This window comes from Corynebacterium sp. BF-R-2 (assembly GCF_024586525.1).
GTDB classification, from domain to species: Bacteria; Actinomycetota; Actinomycetes; order Mycobacteriales; family Mycobacteriaceae; genus Corynebacterium; species Corynebacterium singulare.
Genome location: NZ_JAMFTP010000009.1, coordinates 94,997 through 113,768, shown reverse-complemented (window position 1 = coordinate 113,768; position 18,772 = coordinate 94,997). Strand labels below are relative to the sequence as shown.

General features: G+C 58.4%; 13 protein-coding genes. 4 read left to right on the top strand and 9 right to left on the bottom strand.

Going from position 1 to position 18,772, the window contains the following annotated elements:
* Positions 1-27 precede the first annotated feature (27 nt).
* Entirely contained in the window at positions 28-1,332 is a 1,305-nt protein-coding gene (locus tag M5J09_RS07895; RefSeq protein ID WP_257157503.1) for a hypothetical protein, read from the top strand.
* Here M5J09_RS07895 and M5J09_RS07890 read toward each other — a convergent pair.
* Positions 1,329-3,005 carry a DUF2339 domain-containing protein gene (locus M5J09_RS07890; RefSeq protein ID WP_257157502.1) on the bottom strand — a complete coding sequence of 559 codons (1,677 nt, stop codon included), beginning with the start codon at positions 3,003-3,005 and terminating at the stop codon, positions 1,329-1,331. The genes M5J09_RS07895 and M5J09_RS07890 overlap by 4 nt on opposite strands.
* Here M5J09_RS07890 and M5J09_RS07885 point away from each other — a divergent pair, their 5' ends adjacent.
* Positions 3,006-3,248, top strand: a complete 243-nt coding sequence (locus M5J09_RS07885; RefSeq protein WP_257157501.1) for a hypothetical protein — start codon at positions 3,006-3,008, stop codon at positions 3,246-3,248.
* A gap of 274 nt (positions 3,249-3,522) precedes the next feature.
* On the opposite strand, the gene leuS is transcribed toward M5J09_RS07885, so the two are convergent.
* From leuS to M5J09_RS07845, 8 genes are all read right to left on the bottom strand, one after another.
* On the bottom strand, positions 3,523-6,387 hold the full coding sequence (gene leuS / locus M5J09_RS07880) for a leucine--tRNA ligase (RefSeq protein WP_257157500.1): 2,865 nt from the start codon (positions 6,385-6,387) through the stop codon (positions 3,523-3,525).
* 130 nt (positions 6,388-6,517) lie between these two features.
* Positions 6,518-10,252: a DEAD/DEAH box helicase family protein gene (locus M5J09_RS07875; protein WP_257157499.1), complete on the bottom strand. Its 3,735-nt coding sequence runs from the start codon at positions 10,250-10,252 to the stop codon at positions 6,518-6,520.
* 582 nt (positions 10,253-10,834) lie between these two features.
* Entirely contained in the window at positions 10,835-11,407 is a 573-nt protein-coding gene (locus M5J09_RS07870) for a putative toxin-antitoxin system toxin component, PIN family (protein ID WP_186302102.1), read from the bottom strand.
* Positions 11,400-11,927, bottom strand: a complete 528-nt coding sequence (locus tag M5J09_RS07865; RefSeq protein ID WP_144790517.1) for an excisionase family DNA-binding protein — start codon at positions 11,925-11,927, stop codon at positions 11,400-11,402. Before M5J09_RS07865 ends, M5J09_RS07870 begins: the two co-directional genes overlap by 8 nt.
* Positions 11,928-11,980: 53 nt before the next feature.
* Positions 11,981-12,922: a restriction endonuclease gene (locus M5J09_RS07860; protein WP_144790519.1), complete on the bottom strand. Its 942-nt coding sequence runs from the start codon at positions 12,920-12,922 to the stop codon at positions 11,981-11,983.
* On the bottom strand, positions 12,922-14,037 hold the full coding sequence (locus M5J09_RS07855) for a restriction endonuclease subunit S (RefSeq protein ID WP_144790521.1): 1,116 nt from the start codon (positions 14,035-14,037) through the stop codon (positions 12,922-12,924). The genes M5J09_RS07860 and M5J09_RS07855 overlap by 1 nt, the downstream gene beginning before the upstream one ends.
* 1 nt (position 14,038) lies before the next feature.
* Positions 14,039-15,613, bottom strand: a complete 1,575-nt coding sequence (locus M5J09_RS07850; RefSeq protein WP_257157498.1) for a class I SAM-dependent DNA methyltransferase — start codon at positions 15,611-15,613, stop codon at positions 14,039-14,041.
* Positions 15,614-15,710: 97 nt separating this feature from the next.
* On the bottom strand, positions 15,711-16,091 hold the full coding sequence (locus M5J09_RS07845; protein WP_257157497.1) for a zinc ribbon domain-containing protein YjdM: 381 nt from the start codon (positions 16,089-16,091) through the stop codon (positions 15,711-15,713).
* Between the two features lie 116 nt (positions 16,092-16,207).
* Here M5J09_RS07845 and M5J09_RS07840 point away from each other — a divergent pair, with 116 nt between their 5' ends.
* Both M5J09_RS07840 and M5J09_RS07835 read left to right on the top strand, forming a co-directional pair.
* Positions 16,208-16,816 carry a CueP family metal-binding protein gene (locus M5J09_RS07840; RefSeq protein WP_257157496.1) on the top strand — a complete coding sequence of 203 codons (609 nt, stop codon included), beginning with the start codon at positions 16,208-16,210 and terminating at the stop codon, positions 16,814-16,816.
* 302 nt (positions 16,817-17,118) lie between these two features.
* The gene (locus M5J09_RS07835; protein WP_257157495.1) at positions 17,119-18,771 is read left to right on the top strand and encodes an alkaline phosphatase; all 1,653 of its coding nucleotides are present in this window, start codon (positions 17,119-17,121) and stop codon (positions 18,769-18,771) included.
* Position 18,772 lies beyond the last annotated feature (1 nt).

Genomic DNA, 18,772 nt, shown 5'->3' with positions numbered 1-18,772 from the left:
CCCCTCTCCTGCCCTACCGTGTAAAACATGAACCTCGCTAGAAATGTCCGCATCGTGGTGGAGAATCCGTACTTCACGGTGACGCGCTTCGTCGCAACACCCGCTGAACTTACTGTGGGTGAGATGATCATCATCGTTCATGCAGCCCTTGGCCTCGAACCGTCTAAGCCCGGCCAGCTCATGGTGCGTGACGATGACGAGCCCATCGATATCTTCCCCATCATTGACTCGGACTTCTACGATTCCTTCGGGGAGGACATCCACTACCACCCGTCCGAGGGCGATTGGTGCATCACCATTAGCATCGCGGACACCTCGCGAGTCGTCATGGGCCTGCCTGCCCTGATCTCCGGGGAAGGCCCTGACTTGGTCACGGAGTTGGGGTCCGCGCAAGCAATGTTCAGCGTGATGCTCGATGTGCAGGCGTCCATGGCCTACATGGGCGTTGCACCGAACGACATGGAGCGCATTTTCCGGCTCTTCCCCAATTACACCCTTGAGCAGATCAATCAGCGTCTGACCACGTGCTATCACCCGGCTATCGCGGAGCGCTTGGCAGCGATGGGCACAGAAGCCGCAAACCTCGACGGAGGAACCCAATCCTCACTGGCCTCCGACCTTCCCTTCGATCCCTTCAACGCCCAGCCCTGGGATGACTTCACAGACGATGCTGACTCCCTGGGGTTTCCCACTGAGCTTCTCGAACAATGGCGCGAGGAGATCCATGAGGCCTACCCAGAACTCAGTCCAGGCTTCGCACTACCGGAGCTTTCCCAGGACACTGTCCAGATGATCGGCCAGCGCGTGCGCGGCTACCTCGACATCATTGCGGACTACCCGCGGCTTACTGGCGCTGGGTTCCTCAAGCAGGCTGCGGTGCAGCGCTTGAAGGACTGGCTGCCCAGGCCTAATTCCTATGAACACGTTAAACGCGAGGATTACCACGAAACGCTGTTGAACTTGCGTGAGTTCTTCATTGACCTAGATTGGCTCAAATGCACCACTTCAACCATCCGCGTCACTGAGCTTGGTGAAAAAGCGGCCCACGATCCGCAGTTCGCCACAGAACTGATTCTTAGGGCGATTCCTTTTGCCTACTGCCTTTCGGACACCGCGCCGCAGCTGGGTTTCGATCTTGTCCATCTTCTGCGTGGTGACACGGCCACCCAGCTGGACTGGGACCCTATTCTCGCCATCACCCGTGACCTGTTCTTTGCGCTGGGAATTCTCACCAGCGACAACCAACTAGCAACCATTACTCCTGGTCATGAAGGTTTTGTGGCCGCCGTGCTCTCCCCTCTGCGCGACGACCTCAACCAAGAACTGGACTAGCTCCGTGGCTGTTGCGGTCCAGCCGCATTCTGCTGCTGCTCCTGCTGTGCAGGCTGTTTCATGGGCTCCACCGTTGGCGTGGAGCGCACGCGGTACACCGCAATGACCAGCAGCACAATACCGCTAAACAGGAAGGCGAGGGCGCGGAAAATACCCGGCAGCGCAGCCAAATCGAAGAAGGTGAGCTTCAGCGTCGCCACGACGGCAAGCAGAATACCCAGCCCAGTGAAGCCTTCCTGTCGCTTAATAAGGAGGAATGCGGCGAGCATCATCCACGCCACTGACACCACCGCATGACCGGTGTACCACGCGGGCTGCACGAGATCGTAGCCTCCAATGACTAGACCGAGCCCGCTGACTACACCGACCACGGCAATCATGCTGAGGACAAGCGCGAACAGCGCGACAACAGCCGCGTAGAATTTGTTTCCTGCCACACCGTAAATCGTCTTCCGGCGTACCCATGCGGCCCCTAGAGCAGCACCCAGCAGTGCCGCTTCAATAGGCAGACGTGGCACCTCATAGAATCCACCGGCAGAGAACAGTGTGGCTGCCCAGGGAACGTAAGCGACAATCATAATGCTCACTGCCCATGTGAGGTGGAGGACGAGGTGGCGGAGGTAGGGCAGGAGGGCGATGAGTGCAGCATAGAAAAGCGCCGTCAGGAGAAGATTTCCCCAAACCCGGACCGGATCATCGGAGGGGTTCATCATGCTGTCACTGTAGAAATCAAACCGCGTCGCCATCAATGAACATGCGTAGAAGAGCGGAACCGCCCCGAGAGCAATCCAGCCCTGTGTGTGTCCCCACGCCACAACAACGACTCCTGCTAAACAGGCCACAATAATCCACGTAGCTGGCTCATAGTTGAACTGCGACATACCCAATATCAACATCAATACCGGCACGACGAAACCAGCGACTATGTTGCCAAAAGTTTTTACGCCTGTGCGGAAATGGACAGAAAGCCCCACGAGCGCAACTAGGGACAGCCCAGCAGCCGTGGCCTTGATGGCTGCAGGAGTAGGTTCATCACACAGGTGCAGACCGGCGACAACTAAGAACAGGGCAACGGCGCCGACACCGCGGAGCACATCGTTCTTGCGCAGAGCTGAAGCCACCAAAGCCACGAGAGGCATGAGCACTGCCGGCCAGGCGCTGCCACCGTAGGTGAACGTCAACACCGCTGCTGTAAATCCCATACCGATGGCTAACCACATCTGCGTCAACGAATGGAAGCCCTCGGGTTTGATGTGCACAAAAGCCACATACGCAGCGTAAATCATGGTCATGATGATGGCGCCGAACCATGCCGGCCACCAGCCCAACCACGTCACCACGAGCAACGTTGTCACCAGCGCAGAATAGAGCGAGGTAGCTAGTAGGGCAGTGGTTCCTGCCTCCGGTGCTTTGCCACGGAACTTCAACGAGGCACCTGCGAGTGCAATGGACACCATGTAGGCCAGAACCACGCGGCCAAGCGGTCCCAGCAACCCAGCCTGAATTGCCATACCTACCAGGAAAGCGATACCCACCAACGTGATGAGAGTACCGGCGATAGCAACGACGCCGATGAGCGTCTTTTCTTTCTCTTCCGGCGACTTTGGTGGCGTTGGTGGTCGCTGTTGCCACTGCGGCAGGGGTTGCCCGTGCTGTGTCTGGAGGTGCTGCATGTGCTGCTGGCGCTGCATCTGCTGTTGATACGGCATTTGTTGCTGCTGCGGCTGCTGCAGTTGCTGGGGGCGAGCCTGCGGTTGCGGCTGCTGGCGGAAAGCCTGCTGGTGGCGGTGTGCCTCCTGCTGACCCTGAGGAGGAGATTGAGGAGAAGATTGGGGTTGGCGCTGAAGCTGTGGCGCACCCTGGGGGAGAGGCTGCTGCGTCTGGGCCACGTGCGGTGGCCGAGGCTGCTGACCTAGGTGAGGCGTCTGAGACGCGCGTGGGGGCCCCGACGGCCTCGACGCGTCCCCACGGGCGCGGGATTGCTCATGCTCAGCAAGCCACCGGCGGGCATCACGAAGCTCCCGTTCCGCAGCTTCTAAGTGGCGCCGGTATTCCTCAAGGGAAGGGTCGTTGTGCATGATTTATGTTTACCGTGCTTACTACCCGGCGGCCATACGTTCAGCCGCATCGTTACCCAGTTGGAACCTGGCCCGTCACCCCTAGGTACACCACAGGATGAAGAAGAGGGGCCTACTTCACCACCAGGTTGACCATGCGGCCAGGAACGTAAATCTCCTTCACCACAGTCTTACCCTCCGTGAGCTGCGCAATGCGCTCGTCGCTCTGTGCAATGCCCACAACAGTGGCCTGGTCAGCGTCGGCAGGCACCATGACGCGAGCCTTCACCTTGCCGTTGATCTGGACCGGTACCTCTACCTCATCATCAACGAGGTACTTCTCGTCGAACTCAGGGAAAGACTCGTAGGTAATAGTGTCCTCGTGGCCAAAGCGCTTCCACATTTCCTCCGCGATGTGCGGGGCAATGGGGGAGACCAACTGTGCCAGAGGCTCAACGGCCGCGCGCGGAGCACCCTTCGGGTACGTCTTGGTCAGATAGTTGACGTACTCGATGAGCTTGGCCACCACGGTGTTCAGGCGCAGATTCTCGTAATCATCGCGCACGCCCGCAATGGTGCGGTGAAGGTGCTTGAGGTCATCGTCGGAAAGCTCTGCGTCCGTGGTGGACAGCTCGCCCGAATTCTCATCGACGGCCAAACGCCACAGGCGCTGGAGGAAGCGCTGAGAACCAACGACGTCCTTGGTTGCCCACGGGCGGGAGGTATCCAGCGGACCCATGGACATCTCATAAACGCGCAGCGTATCCGCACCGTAGTCGCGGCAAATGTCATCCGGGGCTACGGCGTTCTTTAGGGACTTACCCATCTTGCCGTACTCCTGGTTGACCTTTTCATCCCCGTAGTAGAACGCGCCATCGCGTTCTACTACCTCGGCGGCCGGGACGTAAACGCCGCGGGAATCGGTGTAGGCATAGGCCTGGATGTAGCCCTGGTTGTAGAGGCGGCGGTAGGGCTCCTTCGAGGTCACGTGGCCGAGATCGTAGAGAACCTTGTGCCAGAAACGGGCGTAAAGAAGGTGCAGAACAGCGTGCTCCACACCGCCGACGTAGAGGTCCACGCCGCCGGGATCATTGGCCCCATGTTCCTCCGGACGCGGGCCGGTCCAGTAGCGCTCGTTTTCCAGATCGCAGAACTTCTCGTCATTCGTCGGGTCGATGTAGCGCAGCTGGTACCAGGAGGATCCTGCCCATTGCGGCATGACGTTCGTGTCGCGGTAGTAGGTCTGCGGGCCGTCACCCAGGCCCAAATCCAACTCCACCTCGACCCACTCGCGGGCCTTGGCGAGCGGCGGCTGCGGGGATGAGTCGGCATCGTCCGGGTCGAAGGACACCGGCTTGTAGTCCTCTACCTCCGGCAGCTCGATGGGCAGCATCGACTCCGGAAGCGGGTGGGCCTGGCCGGCCTCGTCGTAGACGATGGGGAAGGGCTCACCCCAGTAACGCTGGCGGGCAAACAGCCAGTCACGCAGCTTGTACTGGATTTTCTCGCGGCCAGTACCCTGGTCTTCCAACCACGGGATAATGGCGGCGATGGCCTCATCCTTGGACATGCCGTTGAGGTCAATGGAATCGTTGGCGGAGTTCACGGCCTTACCGGACTCGGTATAAGCGCCGGACTGCGCTGCGCTTTCGTCCGACGAATCAAGCGGAGCGACGACCTCAGTGATCGGCAGACCAAAGACCGTGGCGAACTCATAGTCACGGGTATCGTGCGCCGGGACCGCCATGATGGCGCCGGTGCCGTAGCCGGTCAGGACGTAGTCCGCGATGAAGATAGGGACCTGCTTGCCGTTAACCGGGTTGGTGGCGTAAGTACCCAGGAAGACACCGGTCTTGTCCTTATTCTCTTGGCGCTCCAGATCGGACTTGGCGGCGATGGAGGCACGGTAGGCCTCCACGGCTTCCTTCGGATCATCGTGTCCGAAGGTCCAGCGCTCATCCACGTCATCGTCATAAGGAATGGGGGAGAGGAGGGCATCGACAAGCTCATGCTCGGGGGCCAGCACCACGTACTCCGCACCAAAGAGGGTATCCGGGCGCGTGGTGAAAACATCAATGTTGTAGCCCTCCGCATGGAAGGTGACCTCCGCACCACGGGAGCGGCCAATCCAGTTGCGCTGCATGGACTTGACCTTCTCGGGCCAATCCAACAGGTCCAAATCATCAAGTAAGCGGTCGGAGTAAGCGGTAATGCGCATCATCCACTGCTTCAGGTTCCTGCGGAAGACCGGGAAGTTACCGCGCTCGGATTTACCCTCCGCAGTGACCTCCTCATTCGCCAACACGGTGCCCAAGCCCGGGCACCAGTTCACGGTGGAATTGGACAGGTAGACCAGACGGAACTCATCAAGCGCGTGGCGTTGCTCTTCCTGAGTAAGGTCCGCGTAGTAGCGGCCATCCTTGGTGGTGCGCTTGCCCACCTCGAGCTCCTTGATGAGCTCAGACATCGGGCGCGCCTTCTGCTGATCCTCATCGAACCAGGAGTTGTAAATCTGCAGGAAGATCCACTGCGTCCACTTGAAGTAGGCCGGATCCGTCGACTCGACGGAACGGCGCGAATCGTGGCCCAGGCCAAGCAAACCCAGCTGGCGACGCATATTCTGAATATTCGCCTCCGTGGTGGTGCGCGGGTGCGTACCGGTCTGGATAGCGTACTGCTCCGCTGGCAGGCCGAAGGCGTCATAACCCAGGGTGTGCAGGACGTTCTTGCCCAGCATGCGGTTAAAGCGGGCATAAGTATCCGTCGCGATATAACCCAGCGGGTGACCCACGTGCAGACCCGCACCAGACGGGTAGGGGAACATGTCCTGGACGTTGAGTTTCTCAGCGGGGAGGTCTCCTCCCTCCGCGAGCGGGCCGACAGGGTTCGGTGCGTGGAAAGTTCCGTTATCCTTCCAGTACTGCTGCCAGGCCTTTTCGATCTGCGCGGCGAGCTCCGGCGTGTAACGGTGGGCGGTGGTATCGCTCGGGTTAGTCATGGTTAGACAGTGTAGTCACCGAACGGACATCTCCCCAGTTAACCCTAGCTAGAGCACTTTATGATTCCAGAGGGATGACCCAGACGAGGCGCCGAGGACACTCCTCTGCGGCTACCAGTTCGGCATGCGTCTAGGTAGCCCGGGCCGTTGCCTCAATCTGCTCTAGACGGTTGCGCAGATCCACGATGACATCGGTGTTGTTGCGGAAGATGTCAATGACAGACCCCTCTTCATCAAAGGGCGGCTGGAAGATTTCTTCATAGGCCACGCCGCCATTGTGGACCAGCACGTCCACCAGCATCGTGATGAAACGAATCTGGGCGGCGCTGAAAGACGTATTACCTAGGAGATCCGCGAATTGTTCTCGGACCGCGTCCTCGTCGAGGCCTACCAAACGCCGGATGAAGGCCGGAATGCTATCTCCACCCATGCGTTCCCGGAGAATCTCAATGCTGTCTTCAGAGCCCGCGCTTCCCCCGCCTGCTTGGGCCACCATCGCCTCCAATGCCGCAACATCCTCTGCGTTGAGTGTGCGTGCACTGCGCAGCTTGATCATCGCGAGGTCGTTGGCGTGTTCTTGGAGCAACTCGCGGAGGCGTTGTTCCAGCTGGGAGGGGTAGGACCCAGTACCGGGCAACTGCGCCGGCATCTCATTATCAATCGTGAGCTCACCCATCTCATCCTGGATATCGAGGGTCACGGCGTTGCGCTTTCTCTTAGGCACGAACTGGATAAGCGAACGCATGCCAAGGCGGATGGTCTCTAAGTCCTCAACCGTAACGTTGTTCCACCACTCCGGATCCAGCACGCGTTCAAGGAAGGAACGGCGCTCGGCCACCATGGGGATGGTGGCACTCACTGCCATGAGGTCACCTGCCATCCTCTCCACGCGTTGGCGCAGCGCCTCAAAATCTGGGCTGTGGTCAAGCAGTCCCACCTGAAGGTGCAGCACCACCAGGTCGAAGCGCTTAGCGGTCTCAGAGTCCTTCATCGTGTCTAGCGGCAAGTGCGCAATATGGCGGCGCAGCTGCTCAGCCTTCTCCTCACTTAGCTCATCCCACGCAGAGCGTTCGCGGTAGCGCAGCAAGGTTTCCTTGTCGCTGGGGCGGACCATGATGTGGCCCAGTGGCACGGATGCCGCCGAGGAGTGGAGGGAGTCCGCAAGCCCGCCGCGCAGGTCCGGGGCCACATCGTGCTTGTCCAGCTGCGCGAGCAAGCCCACGCGGGCATCGAAGAGCTTTTCCGACAGCGACCGCGGGCGCCCAGTTGCCGATTCGCGGGCCTCGCCCTTGTAGAACTCGTCCACATTGCCGCAGAAATCGAAGATGAGGAAGTGCGTCTTGTCCATCCCCGGGCCAAAGAGGTCCGGGCGCAAACGCGTTCCTCGGCCCACCATCTGCCAGAACTTGGTGGGGGAGTAGATGGGCTTGAAGAACACAAGGTTGACTACCTCGGGCACATCCACGCCGGTGTCCAGCATGTCCACCGAAATCGCGATGTTGACGTCCCCGTCTGGGTCTGCGAACTCATCCAAGGCTGACTGCGCATACGTCGTGTGTGTGGTGATGACAGAGGCGCCAGTGCGGGAATACTCGGGGAAAGAAGCATCGAATACTTCCTTGATGAGGTCCGCGTGCCGCTGGGTTCGAGCGAAGATGATGGTCTTGCCCAGTTGGTCACCGCCCACGCGGATCCCGTTCTCCACCACGGTTTTCAACACCTTGCGGATGGTGTCCTTGTTGAACAGGTAACGGTTAATCTCCGCCGAGGAAACCTGACCCGGCGGATCTAAGCGCCCGCCGTCCTCATCGGTCCCCCAATCAGACATGTCCCACGCCACCCGCTCCTCGGGTGACAGTTCGTCATAGGCCATGCCGCGCCGCAGGAAGAGCGAGTCCTGCCGCGCCGTCTTAAAGGGCACGAGGTTGCCGTCTGCTACGGCCTCATCAAGTCCGTACTCAAAAGATGGAGTCTTATCCTCCATCTCAAAAAGTGCATACGTGTCATGGTCAATCTCGCTCTTCGGCGTCGCCGTCAGCCCCACCACGTAAGCGTCGAAGTACTGCAAAATGCGCTTGAAGCGGTTGTATACGGAACGGTGTGCCTCATCCACGATGATGAGGTCGAAGTCAAAGGGCCCGAACCTCGCCGGCTTGTCACCGTCATCCCCGATGAGATTCATCATGGTGTTGTAGGTGGTGACATACACATCACCCACCTGCTCAGGATTCTTGATGAGGTTCACGGGCGTGGACTCCGCGTACATGCTCACAAAGGCTTTGTGCGCCTGATTGACCAGGGCAGTGCGGTCCGCCAGGAACAGCACCTTGCCCACCCAGCCGGCCTGTCGCAGCAGCTTGGCGGTGGCCACGGCCACACGAGTCTTACCAGTTCCTGTCGCCATGACCAGCAATGCTTGGCGACGCCTCCTCGCCTCCAACGTCTCCGTCACCGCACGGATGGCCTCGAGCTGGTACGTACGGGCGCCGCCGCCAGCAATCTCGGTGTCTACCGGCGTCTTGCTCAAAAGAGCACGCATGGTGCGCCGCCCAATCATGCGGCGCAACTGTTGCGCAGTGGGGAATCCCTCCACCTCGCGGGCGGGGTAGCCCGCACCAGAACCAGGAAGATTCGCAGCATCATCGATGAGGTCGATGTGATAGCCGTTGGTGCACACCATGACGGGTCGTGTTCCATACTCGCGCTCAATGCAGTCCGCGTACAGCTTCACCTGCTGGGCGCCCACGGTCATGGACTCCATGGACTTCTTGGCCTCGATGACGGCTAGTGGTGTGCGATCATCATCCCACAAGACATAGTCCGCATAGCCGACACCGGACGTGTTGGGCATGCCCTGAAGCTTGAGCTCCCGCGTGACGGAGTCACCACTAAACCCTGCCGCTTCAAGCATCGGGTCAATGAGCTGCCGGCGGGTCTCGGCCTCACCAATCGCCAACGGTGCTTCAGGCTGTGCTCCCACCCCGGCGCGCTCGGCTACGGCCGCTTCCTGCTCGGCTAACTTCGCCTCAAGGGCCGCAATTTTGGCAGCAAGTTTCTCTTCTACCTGCTGTGCAGCCGCACGCTCCGCTTCGGCTTGTTCCTGCGCATCAGCAAGTTCCGCCTTCGCGCGAACCTCCGCGCTCCGCCGCTTGAGCTCGAACTGGGCTGCCTCACGAAGCCGCTTCTCCTCCGCCTCGCGGGCTGCTTCCTGCGCCTCATCGAGCAGCAGCCGGTTTTTCTTTAGCTCCTCATCCTGCTGCGCCAGCTTCTTAAGGTAGGCGGCAGTCTGCGCTTGGGAACGCCCGGCAACGTGGATACCAGAAGCATCAGCGGCGGCTTGCCCCAGCAGGCGAGTATCAAAAGCCGCCTGCGGGCCCGGCGCGTTCTCCGGCTTAGCCGAGTGGTACCGCACCGCCCACACCATAAGGTCATACAAATGCGCTACCACTGCCCGCGCCTTCTGCGGGGTGGCCGGCGCTTGCTTGCCTTCCATGTCGTCAGCGTGTGCGGCATCATTGCCGCTCTTGCGCAAGATGGTCATCTTGCGCAGCATGGTCTCGTTCTTCACGCACTGAAGGAAGCCACGGTCCCTGGTCATATCCGCCAAGCTGAGGTAACCGGTATCGCCCAGACCCCGGAACGCCCAGATGTGGTTCACTACCCGCTCCAACACCTTGCGCGCGTAGAAGCAGGAAATCACCGGGTCTGCATCCACAAACCGCTCTACCTTTAGGCACTCCTCATACGCCGTGGGCCACACATAGCGCACAAAGCCGAAGTTAGTGTTGCGGATTGGCTCGCCCGGCACAGCGTTGCGCCCGGCAGTCGGGGGAGTCGGGGTCACCATAAAGTTCTCCAGGGACAAGATTTCACATCGGATACGTCTTGATCCCAGTAATTCTAAGTCACCACTCGTGGCCTAGCTACCACCATCACTCCGTTCCCTGGACAAACGCTCCGATTCCCCCTTGTTCTTTCCTCACACGCCACTAAAATCACCACTATCCCGTTGTTCAACTGCGAGCTGTTCCAAAGCTCACCAATCACCGGAAAGACTGTGACCATCACCGACCGCAATCGACCCATTGCTCGGGTTGTTCCCATTTCATCCCCAGATGGCCGAGTGCAGCAACTAGTAGCTGCCGGAATCTTGAGCCACACCCCCGCGCCTTACTCCGCGCTGACCACTGCGGCTCCAGAGCCCGACACCACAAGCTATCTACCGTCTAAGTCCGACGTTGTTTCGCTACTGGATAGGGAAGACCGCTTGTGATGCTGCACTCCGAAACTTCGGTGCTAGCGAAGTTGACCTTGCCCGAGGGGAGAAAAGCTCCTAAGCCGCCGATCACGGTTTTAGGGAACGCGCAAATCGTGGCACAACATCGATCTTCCTCTCGGTCACGCAGCTATTCCTTTTCCAATTGAGAATGCCGGCGGGGCGTCACGTTTATTGCACCCGCCATAGTAATTTCCGCGCTACGCTCGTAAATCCTTGAATTTTCAACTTCTCCAATCCGTCAAGAAGTTCCCTCAACTGGACCGGAGGACTTTTCAGTGCCCCAGCTTGTCGTGCAAGGCAAGCTAAGACTTCATCCGGATCAAGGTCCAATTGGTTGAGCAAGAATTCATCCGGGGTCTGAACATCAATGCCAAATCGCTGGAGCTCATCGCGTGGAAAGTCTTTGACGTTAAACGTCACAATGACATCCGCCCGCCCCTGGATAGCAGCCGCCAGGACATGCGCATCATCAGGATCTGGCAAGGCGACAACGCTCTCAAGCACTTCCCAGCTGGTGACATTGGCGTCATCAAAGAAATCTTGCATCACGGCTATTCGCCTCTCAACGGCCTCCGGAGGAAGTTCCGGATGAATTCTTCCCACCGCAAGGCTCACTTCCTCCAGAATGCGGTCGCTCCATAGTGGGCGATAAAGCCCAGCTTCCGCCAACGATAGGAAGGTATCTGCGAGCGATACCGGCACCAGCGTGCACGCATCCAAAAGCGCCGAGAATTTAGCCACGCCGCTCCTTCTCTGCCACTTCCTTGCGGACGTCCTTAAGGATCTGCGCAATATCAGCCGCGTCTGCAGCATCTACGTCATAGGCACCAGCCGCTTGGGCCTCAGACGCCAGCTCTCGCAGCGCTTTACGGCGTTCAGTCCGCTGCCCATCCCGGTACTGCAGTAAGTCGACGAGTCGAACTCTCCTATGCCTGCCTCCTGAAGGACGTTCGAACGCGATTGACCCGTCCTCGAGCTTTTTCACCAGAGTCGGCCTACTGATGCCCAGGAAATCTGCTGCTTCCTGCGTTGTGAGCAGTTGGTCTACAGGCGCAACCGTAATGCCCTTTCCTTGCCGCATCGCGTGGACAACCTTTGCCAACACGCTAAACGCTTCTTCAGGCAGAGCTACTGCTTGTCCGTCGGGCCCTACCAACGCAGCAGGTCCCTCCAGCTGTTCCAAGAACCTACTCACATCGAGCATGGCCTCTAGGTCTTGCGGTGGGAGAGTTGTGTGGGGGCGATTCCGTACTTCAGTCATGAGATCATCGTAGCGCAATTCGAAAAATACGAAAGAGCAAACACGAATCCTTCTTACTCGAAATAATCCTCATCCACCTCAACCAGCGCCACAGTCCGCTTGACCTGCACGCCCACGCCGTAGCGGATCATCAGTTCCGCCAGCCTGTCCCCATCAATTAAGACGACGCGTGACGCCACCGCATCCGCATACTCTTGCGCACTCGCAGAGAACTTCGCCGTAGTCAAAAACACCCCGCGGTCCGCCTGCGCGCCCTGCAGCGCACCCACGAATGCCTGAATATCCGGGCGACCAATACTCTTGTCCAGCCCATACCGTTTCGCTTGCACGTAAATACGGGACAGCCCCAGCGCATCTTGGTCAATGATTCCGTCAATGCCACCATCATTGGATAGCTGCGTGCGCGTGGCCTTGCCTTGTGTTCCGCCGTAACCCATGGCCATGAGCAGGTCCAGTACCGCCTGTTCAAAGAACGCCGGCTCATTCTCATGCAACCGAGTAAGCAGCTCGCCAGCGACAAACTCATTGTTGCGAGACACACCGGTTTCCACCTGCTCTACCGGATCCAGCTCACTCTCGGATCCTGGAAGGACGCTTTGCTTATCAACGCCAACCTCGCCCCCAGCCTTACGTCCCCGATTCCGACCCCGCCACGTTAGTGCCGCTTCCGTGCCCGCAATCTCTCCCAACAGCTGCTTCTCCGTCATCCCTTCCGGATAACGTGCCAACAGGTCACGGCCAAAGTCGGTAATTTGAAAGCGCGCCCGCGCAGGCGAGGTAATGGCATTCGCCTTCTTGAGGAATGTCAACGCCCACCCAATACGGTTTTCAAAACGCGACTGCCCCGACGCAATGGTCTCAAGCCGTTCTTCGTCAGTAATCCCCGCATAAGACGCAGTTGTCTCGATGAGCTCCCTACGTCGGAGCTCAGCTCCATTTTCATCAAGAGCTTCCAACACGGATACCAGGTAGGCTTCCCATCTTTCGACAGCCATTAGAGTTCTCCTTGGAATGCGCGGGTGGATAGGGATTTTTGTAGTTCTTCTAGAAGCTTCCTCTGGCGCTTCATCTGAGATTCAACGTCTTCGATTCGCGATGTTGATGATGCGTACTCTTGTTGCTCGTCCAATGATGCTTTAGGAATTGGCAACCTTTTCAACTCGTTGGCGTTGATATTTGCCATTCCTACAATTGCTTTTGCGGTGTTTCGCAATATCTTCTTGCCGAGAACCGAATTAAGGAACCCGGAGATATATTCAGGAACGGCTTTATCGTTTACTCGACATCTGATTAGGTAGCCTGCATACGTATACTCGCCTACCAACGCTGGGACGACAGCGGTTTTCCCCACCAAATCCTTGCTATTCGTTCTATTGAAAAGTAAATCACCGGTCTTCAGCGAATACTTCTCTCGGTTCTTGGTGTCGAGCTCAACGTATTTTAAATCTGAAAGATCAATTTCACCGTTGTAAGAGACATTCCCCATTCGAAGTATTGGAATGCCGATATTCTCGTTCGCCTTGTCGCTAGTTCCATACTGAGCGGATTCGAGATACTCACCAATTATTGTCGATTCCCGCTCACTTCTTAGGAACAAATCCGTAAACAATTCTTGCTTAAGCTGAAACAAGTCCCCCAAGGACTGATTAACCCTAACCAGTGCCTCATCTACCTCATCCAAAATCGCCGCAATGCGGCGCTGCTCGTTGAGGGGAGGGAGAAGAAACTCTTCTTCAACTACATCCGTCTTCGAGATCCCTGGAACAGCCGCATGCTTTTGAAGCCGTCCAAGTCGCAAATCCTTTAGTAGCCAGTACAGCCATCGAGAATCAACCTGCTCGTCAGACTTCGGAAATACACCGAATGCCGTATCAATAATCCAGCAGTTTCCGGAAGACCACTCTACGAATCCAGCGCTGCCCTTCCTGCCAACCACAGAGACAGGCCCTACAAAATTGGCTTCTACATGGGTCCCAACCGAACCGGCAGAGCCAAACACAGGAAACTCCCCTGCGACACGTTCCTCTTTCTTAAGAGCTTTGCCATATTTCAGCTCACACACATCCCCCAACCGCACCATGGGCCAGTCATGCTTTGCCGTACTCGCCATGCTAATTCCCTTCGCTGAGCATGGACTTGAGGTTTGCAAGGCCTTGGGCGATGTCGCGGTCGAGTTCTTCGATTTCGGCGATGATGTCCATGGGGTCGCGGGTTTCTTCTACTTCGAGGACGATCTCCTTGTAGCGGTTCATGGAAAGGTCGTAGTCGGCTTGGGCGATCTCCTCCTTGGGCACCGTAAAGGAGTAGTCGGTACGGGCGCGCTCACGCTCATCGGTGGTGCGGGCGTGCCAGCGGGCCACAACGTCTGGGAGGTTGTTGAGCTTGAGTTGTTCGTCGGTGAGGGTGACGGAGGTGGGGGCGTCGGCAAGCGCGGGATCGCTTAGGTCCTGGATGTGTGAGGCAGGGGAGGGGCCGAGCAGAGGGGCGTCAAGAAGCGGAGTGCGCTTGTCATCCAAGGAATAGCCATCCGCGGTGACGTCATAGAACCACACTTCGTCAGTACCGCCGGAATCCGTGCGGGTAAAGCACAGGACGGCGGTGGACACACCCGAGTAGGGCTTGAATACGCCGGAGGGCAGTTTGATGACGGCGTCCAGGCGCTGATCCTCAACCAAGGTTTTGCGAAGGGCTTTGTGCGCCTTGGTAGAGCCGAAGAGGACACCTTCAGGGACAATCACCGCGGCGCGACCACCCGGCTTGAGTAGCTGCAGGAAGCGGTGGACAAAGAGGAGCTCGGTCTTCTTGGCCGTCGTCACAGACTTGAGCTTGGGATCGATGGAGTCTTTGTCCAAGCTGCCTGCGAAAGGCGGGTTGGCCAAGACTAGGTCGAAGGCCTCATCGAACGTTGTGGGCAGCTGTTGCAGCGAATCGCGGTAAGAAATGTTGGGCTCTTCAAAGCCGTGCATGAACATGTTCATCGCGGCAATGCGCACCATGGTCTTATCAAAGTCGAAGCCCGTCAAACCCTCATTGGTAAACGTTGTGCGCGTGTCTTTGTTGAACAGGTCCTCGCGGTGATGGTGGGCAATCCAATCATTGGCACCCACCAGGAAGCCTGCGGTGCCACACGCTGGGTCGATGATGCGCTGTTGTGGCGTGGGCTCCATAAGCGCGACAAGAAGCTCGATGATGTGGCTGGGGGTGCGGAACTGGCCATTGGTGCCGGAGGTAGACAGCTTATCCAGCATGTACTCATACAAGTCACCCTTCATGTCCTTGTTAGAAAAGCGCAGCAGGTCAATGAGCTCCATGACACGTGAGAGCGTGGCTTCAGATTCGATATCGAAGGAGGCGTTAGCCATGTGTTCCTGGAAACCTGTGCCGCCCATCTCCTTGATGAAGGGGAATACCTTGGTGATGATGGTGACCTTGCGGCGGGCGATGTCGCGGTCCTCAATAAGGTTGCGCCACCGCAAGTCCTGCTGGCTGGCATCAAAGATGTCCTCCGTCGCAGTCGGATCACCCAAAGCGCGGCGCTTATCAATCTGGACCTGGCGCTCGTCGAGATCCTTGATAAAGAGCAGGTAGGTGAACTGCTCGATAACGGAGACTGGGTTGGAAATGCCGCCGGACCAGAAGGTGTCCCAGATGCGGTCGACGTTATTTTTGAGGGCGCCGGTAATCATGTAGTTCAGCGTAACTGCCGCAGGGAACAATGCACGCCATTAGCCCACGGTCGGGGTTTAACTCTACCTCGTCGTCAGCGCTAAACCTTCTTCACTACTAAATCTTTTTCACCACGGCTGGCTTGAGCTTCATCGCGCCGAAGCCGTCAATCTTGCAGTCGATGTTGTGGTCTTCCTGGCCGGTGCCAGCATCAACGTTGAGGCGGATGCCGCGGACCTTGGTGCCGGCCTTGAGCGGCTTCGGGGCACCTTTGACCTTGAGGGTAGTGGTGATGGTGACCGTGTCGCCGTCGGCAAGCGCATTGCCCACCGAGTCCACGATGACGGGGTCAGCCCCCTCCGCCGCTGAGTCACTGGCAGCGTCGGCGGAGAACTCATGCGCGCACTCGGGGCACACGATGAGAGGCGGCATTTCGTAGGTGTATTCAGAGGAACATTCGGGGCAGGGCGGCAGCGTTGGGGATGAAGTATCAGACATAAGGCACAGTCTAGCCTGGTGAGAGCAGAATGATGATATTGATCTCATCCTTTTGATTGATACGGGGGAGGGGTATAGGCTTAAACCACACCCAATCAGATTCATTCGAAAGAACTATGAAACGCTTTATCTCTCTCGCTGCCGCCTGTGCCGCAGCCGTCACCCTGTCCGCCTGCTCCACCGAGAGCCCTGTCCCCACCGAGGCCTCCAAGAGCGAGGCTGCCACCACTGAAGTCCAGCAGGTCTCCGCTGAGGAGATCCAGGCCGAGTTCGACCTTGAGGGACTGGATGGCCAGGAAATCGTGGACAAGCTGGATCGCCAGTCCAAGGACGAGCGCAATAGCGATCTCATCGCATCCGTGCGCCCGAACGAGCTCATCCTCGCTACTGAACAGGGCGAGGCCTCCCTACCGCTGCCGGAGGACAAGTTCTACCTCTCTGTTGCGCCGTACCTCACCGCTACGCACGACTGCTTCAACCACTCCCTGACCACCTGCACCGGTGAGCTCAGCAAGGAAGACATCCACATCACCATCACGGATGACGAGGGAAATGAGCTGGTCAACGAAGACACGACGACGTTCGATAACGGCTTCATTGGCTACTGGCTGCCGGCTGACAAGAAGGGCACCATCACCATCGAGAAGGACGGCAAGACCGGCGAGGTCCCCTTGGACACCTCCGACGAGGGCGGTACCTGCGTGACCACGCTGCAGATGGCATAAGCTGCCGTCACCCCACACAACGGTGGGCCCCAGCAGGGGGCTCGCCGTTTTTGCGTACCCACAGCGCGCCATGCGCTTGCCGACGCCGCCCCAAAGTGTGATATCCAGCACCCTAGTCTTAAATTTCCCTTACGCTAACCTGCCAGCCGTCTGTCAGTCACCCGGGGTCAGAACGGTGCTCAATGGATTCGGGCCGAACGGACAGGAAACTGCCATACTCCACCTTGCTTGAGGGAGAGAGGCGTTGGCCACAGTCCATCTCTATTACTCTGCACGCTCTTTTCACATAGAAAGCTCACTACATGCGTATTTCTTCCCGCGCACTGCGTACCTGCGCCGCTGTCACTATCGCCTCCGTCGCCACCGCTGGTGTCGTCGCCCCCGCTCAGGCAGCAACCGCTGGCCCGAAGAACGTCATCTACATGATCGGTGACGGCATGGGCTACAACCACATCGCCTCCACCAACCTCTACGAGTCCGGCCAGTCCAAGTACCTGGTTGAGGGCAAGTTCGACGGCGAGGTCAAGGAGATCGACGGTGAGTCCGTTCAGGCTTTCGAGGACTTCAACCGCGTGTCCATGACCACTTTCCCGGAGGGCGGCTCCTATGACCCGGCCAAGGCTTGGACCGACCACGATTACGTGAAGCAGGACAAGGTCACCGACTCTGCTGCTGCTGGTACCGCTATGGCCACCGGTCAGAAGGTGGACAACGGTGTCCTGGGCAAGTCCTCCTACGGCCACTCCCTGAAGAACATTTCCGAGCAGGCCATCTCCCACGGCAAGTCCGCTGGTGTTGTCAGCTCCGTTCCGTTCAGCCACGCCACCCCGGCTGCTTTCGCTGCGCACAACAAGAACCGCAACAACTACAAAGAGATTGCTGCTGAGATGGTCGGCTCCGACCTCTCCGTCATCATGGGCGCTGGCCACCCGGAGTTCGATGACAACGCTCAGAAGGTTGACGCTCCGAACTACAAGTACCTCTCCGAGGAGTCCTTCAACTCTCTGCGTGATGGCTCTGCCGGCTGGGAGTTCGCCGAGAACACCGCTGATTTCGAGAAGTGGGCTGAAGGCAACGTTGAGGCCGACAAGAAGTACTTCGGTCTCGCACCGGTAGCCTCTACCCTGCAGCAGGGCCGTGATGGTAACCCGGAGGCTGCTGAGCCGGGCACTGACCCGAAGAATGACGTTGTTGACCTGCCGACCATGACCAAGGGTGCTCTCAACGTTCTGGGCCAGAACGACAAGGGCTTCTCCGTCATGATTGAGGGCGGCGCCATTGACTGGTCCGGTCACGCCAACCAGACTGGCCGCGACATCGAAGAGACCCAGGACTTCAACAAGGCTGTTGACGCTGCTATCGCTTGGGTTGAGGAGAACTCCAACTGGGACGAGACCCTGCTCATCGTCACCGCTGACCACGAGACCGGCTACCTCTCCGGCAAGGACGAGACCGAGTCCTGGAACCCGCAGACCGGTGAAGAGGGCAAGGCTCCGCAGCACCAGTGGTACTCCGGCGAGCACACCAACCAGGTTGTTCCGTTCTTCTTCAAGGGCGCTGGCTCTGAGGACATCCTGGCCAAGGCTACCGGTGAGGATCCGGTCCGCGGCAAGTACATCGACAACACCGACGTTGCCAACCTGATCATCCAGGACTGGTGGTTCGCTAACGACTCCAAGCCGGAGGACCAGAACAAGCCGGAGGATCAAGACAACGCTGGTAAGACCCCTGAGGACGATGCCAACAAGGATGACTCCAAGGACGAGGGCAAGGACAACTCCAAGGGAGATTCCAACAAGGGCAACGCTGGCAAGAAGGACACCAGCTCCGCCACTGGCGCAGGCTTCCTGGGCGCAGGCGTTGCTGCCGCTATCCTCGGCGCAATCGCTGCCTTCCTGCAGTCCATCGGCGCTGTGAAGGTTGACTTCTCCGCTCTGCAGCGTCTGCTTCCCTAAG

Bases quoted from the DNA above. Each gene is read 5' to 3' on its own strand.
- M5J09_RS07835 (WP_257157495.1), top strand. From the start codon at position 17,119: ATGCGTATTTCTTCCCGCGCACTGCGTACCTGCGCCGCTGTCACTATC.
- leuS (WP_257157500.1), bottom strand. From the start codon at position 6,387: ATGACTAACCCGAGCGATACCACCGCCCACCGTTACACGCCGGAGCTC.
- M5J09_RS07845 (WP_257157497.1), bottom strand. From the start codon at position 16,091: ATGTCTGATACTTCATCCCCAACGCTGCCGCCCTGCCCCGAATGTTCC.
- M5J09_RS07890 (WP_257157502.1), bottom strand. From the start codon at position 3,005: ATGCAGCACCTCCAGACACAGCACGGGCAACCCCTGCCGCAGTGGCAA.
- M5J09_RS07895 (WP_257157503.1), top strand. From the start codon at position 28: ATGAACCTCGCTAGAAATGTCCGCATCGTGGTGGAGAATCCGTACTTC.
- M5J09_RS07850 (WP_257157498.1), bottom strand. From the start codon at position 15,613: ATGATTACCGGCGCCCTCAAAAATAACGTCGACCGCATCTGGGACACC.
- M5J09_RS07860 (WP_144790519.1), bottom strand. From the start codon at position 12,922: ATGGCTGTCGAAAGATGGGAAGCCTACCTGGTATCCGTGTTGGAAGCT.
- M5J09_RS07855 (WP_144790521.1), bottom strand. From the start codon at position 14,037: ATGGCGAGTACGGCAAAGCATGACTGGCCCATGGTGCGGTTGGGGGAT.
- M5J09_RS07865 (WP_144790517.1), bottom strand. From the start codon at position 11,927: ATGACTGAAGTACGGAATCGCCCCCACACAACTCTCCCACCGCAAGAC.
- M5J09_RS07840 (WP_257157496.1), top strand. From the start codon at position 16,208: ATGAAACGCTTTATCTCTCTCGCTGCCGCCTGTGCCGCAGCCGTCACC.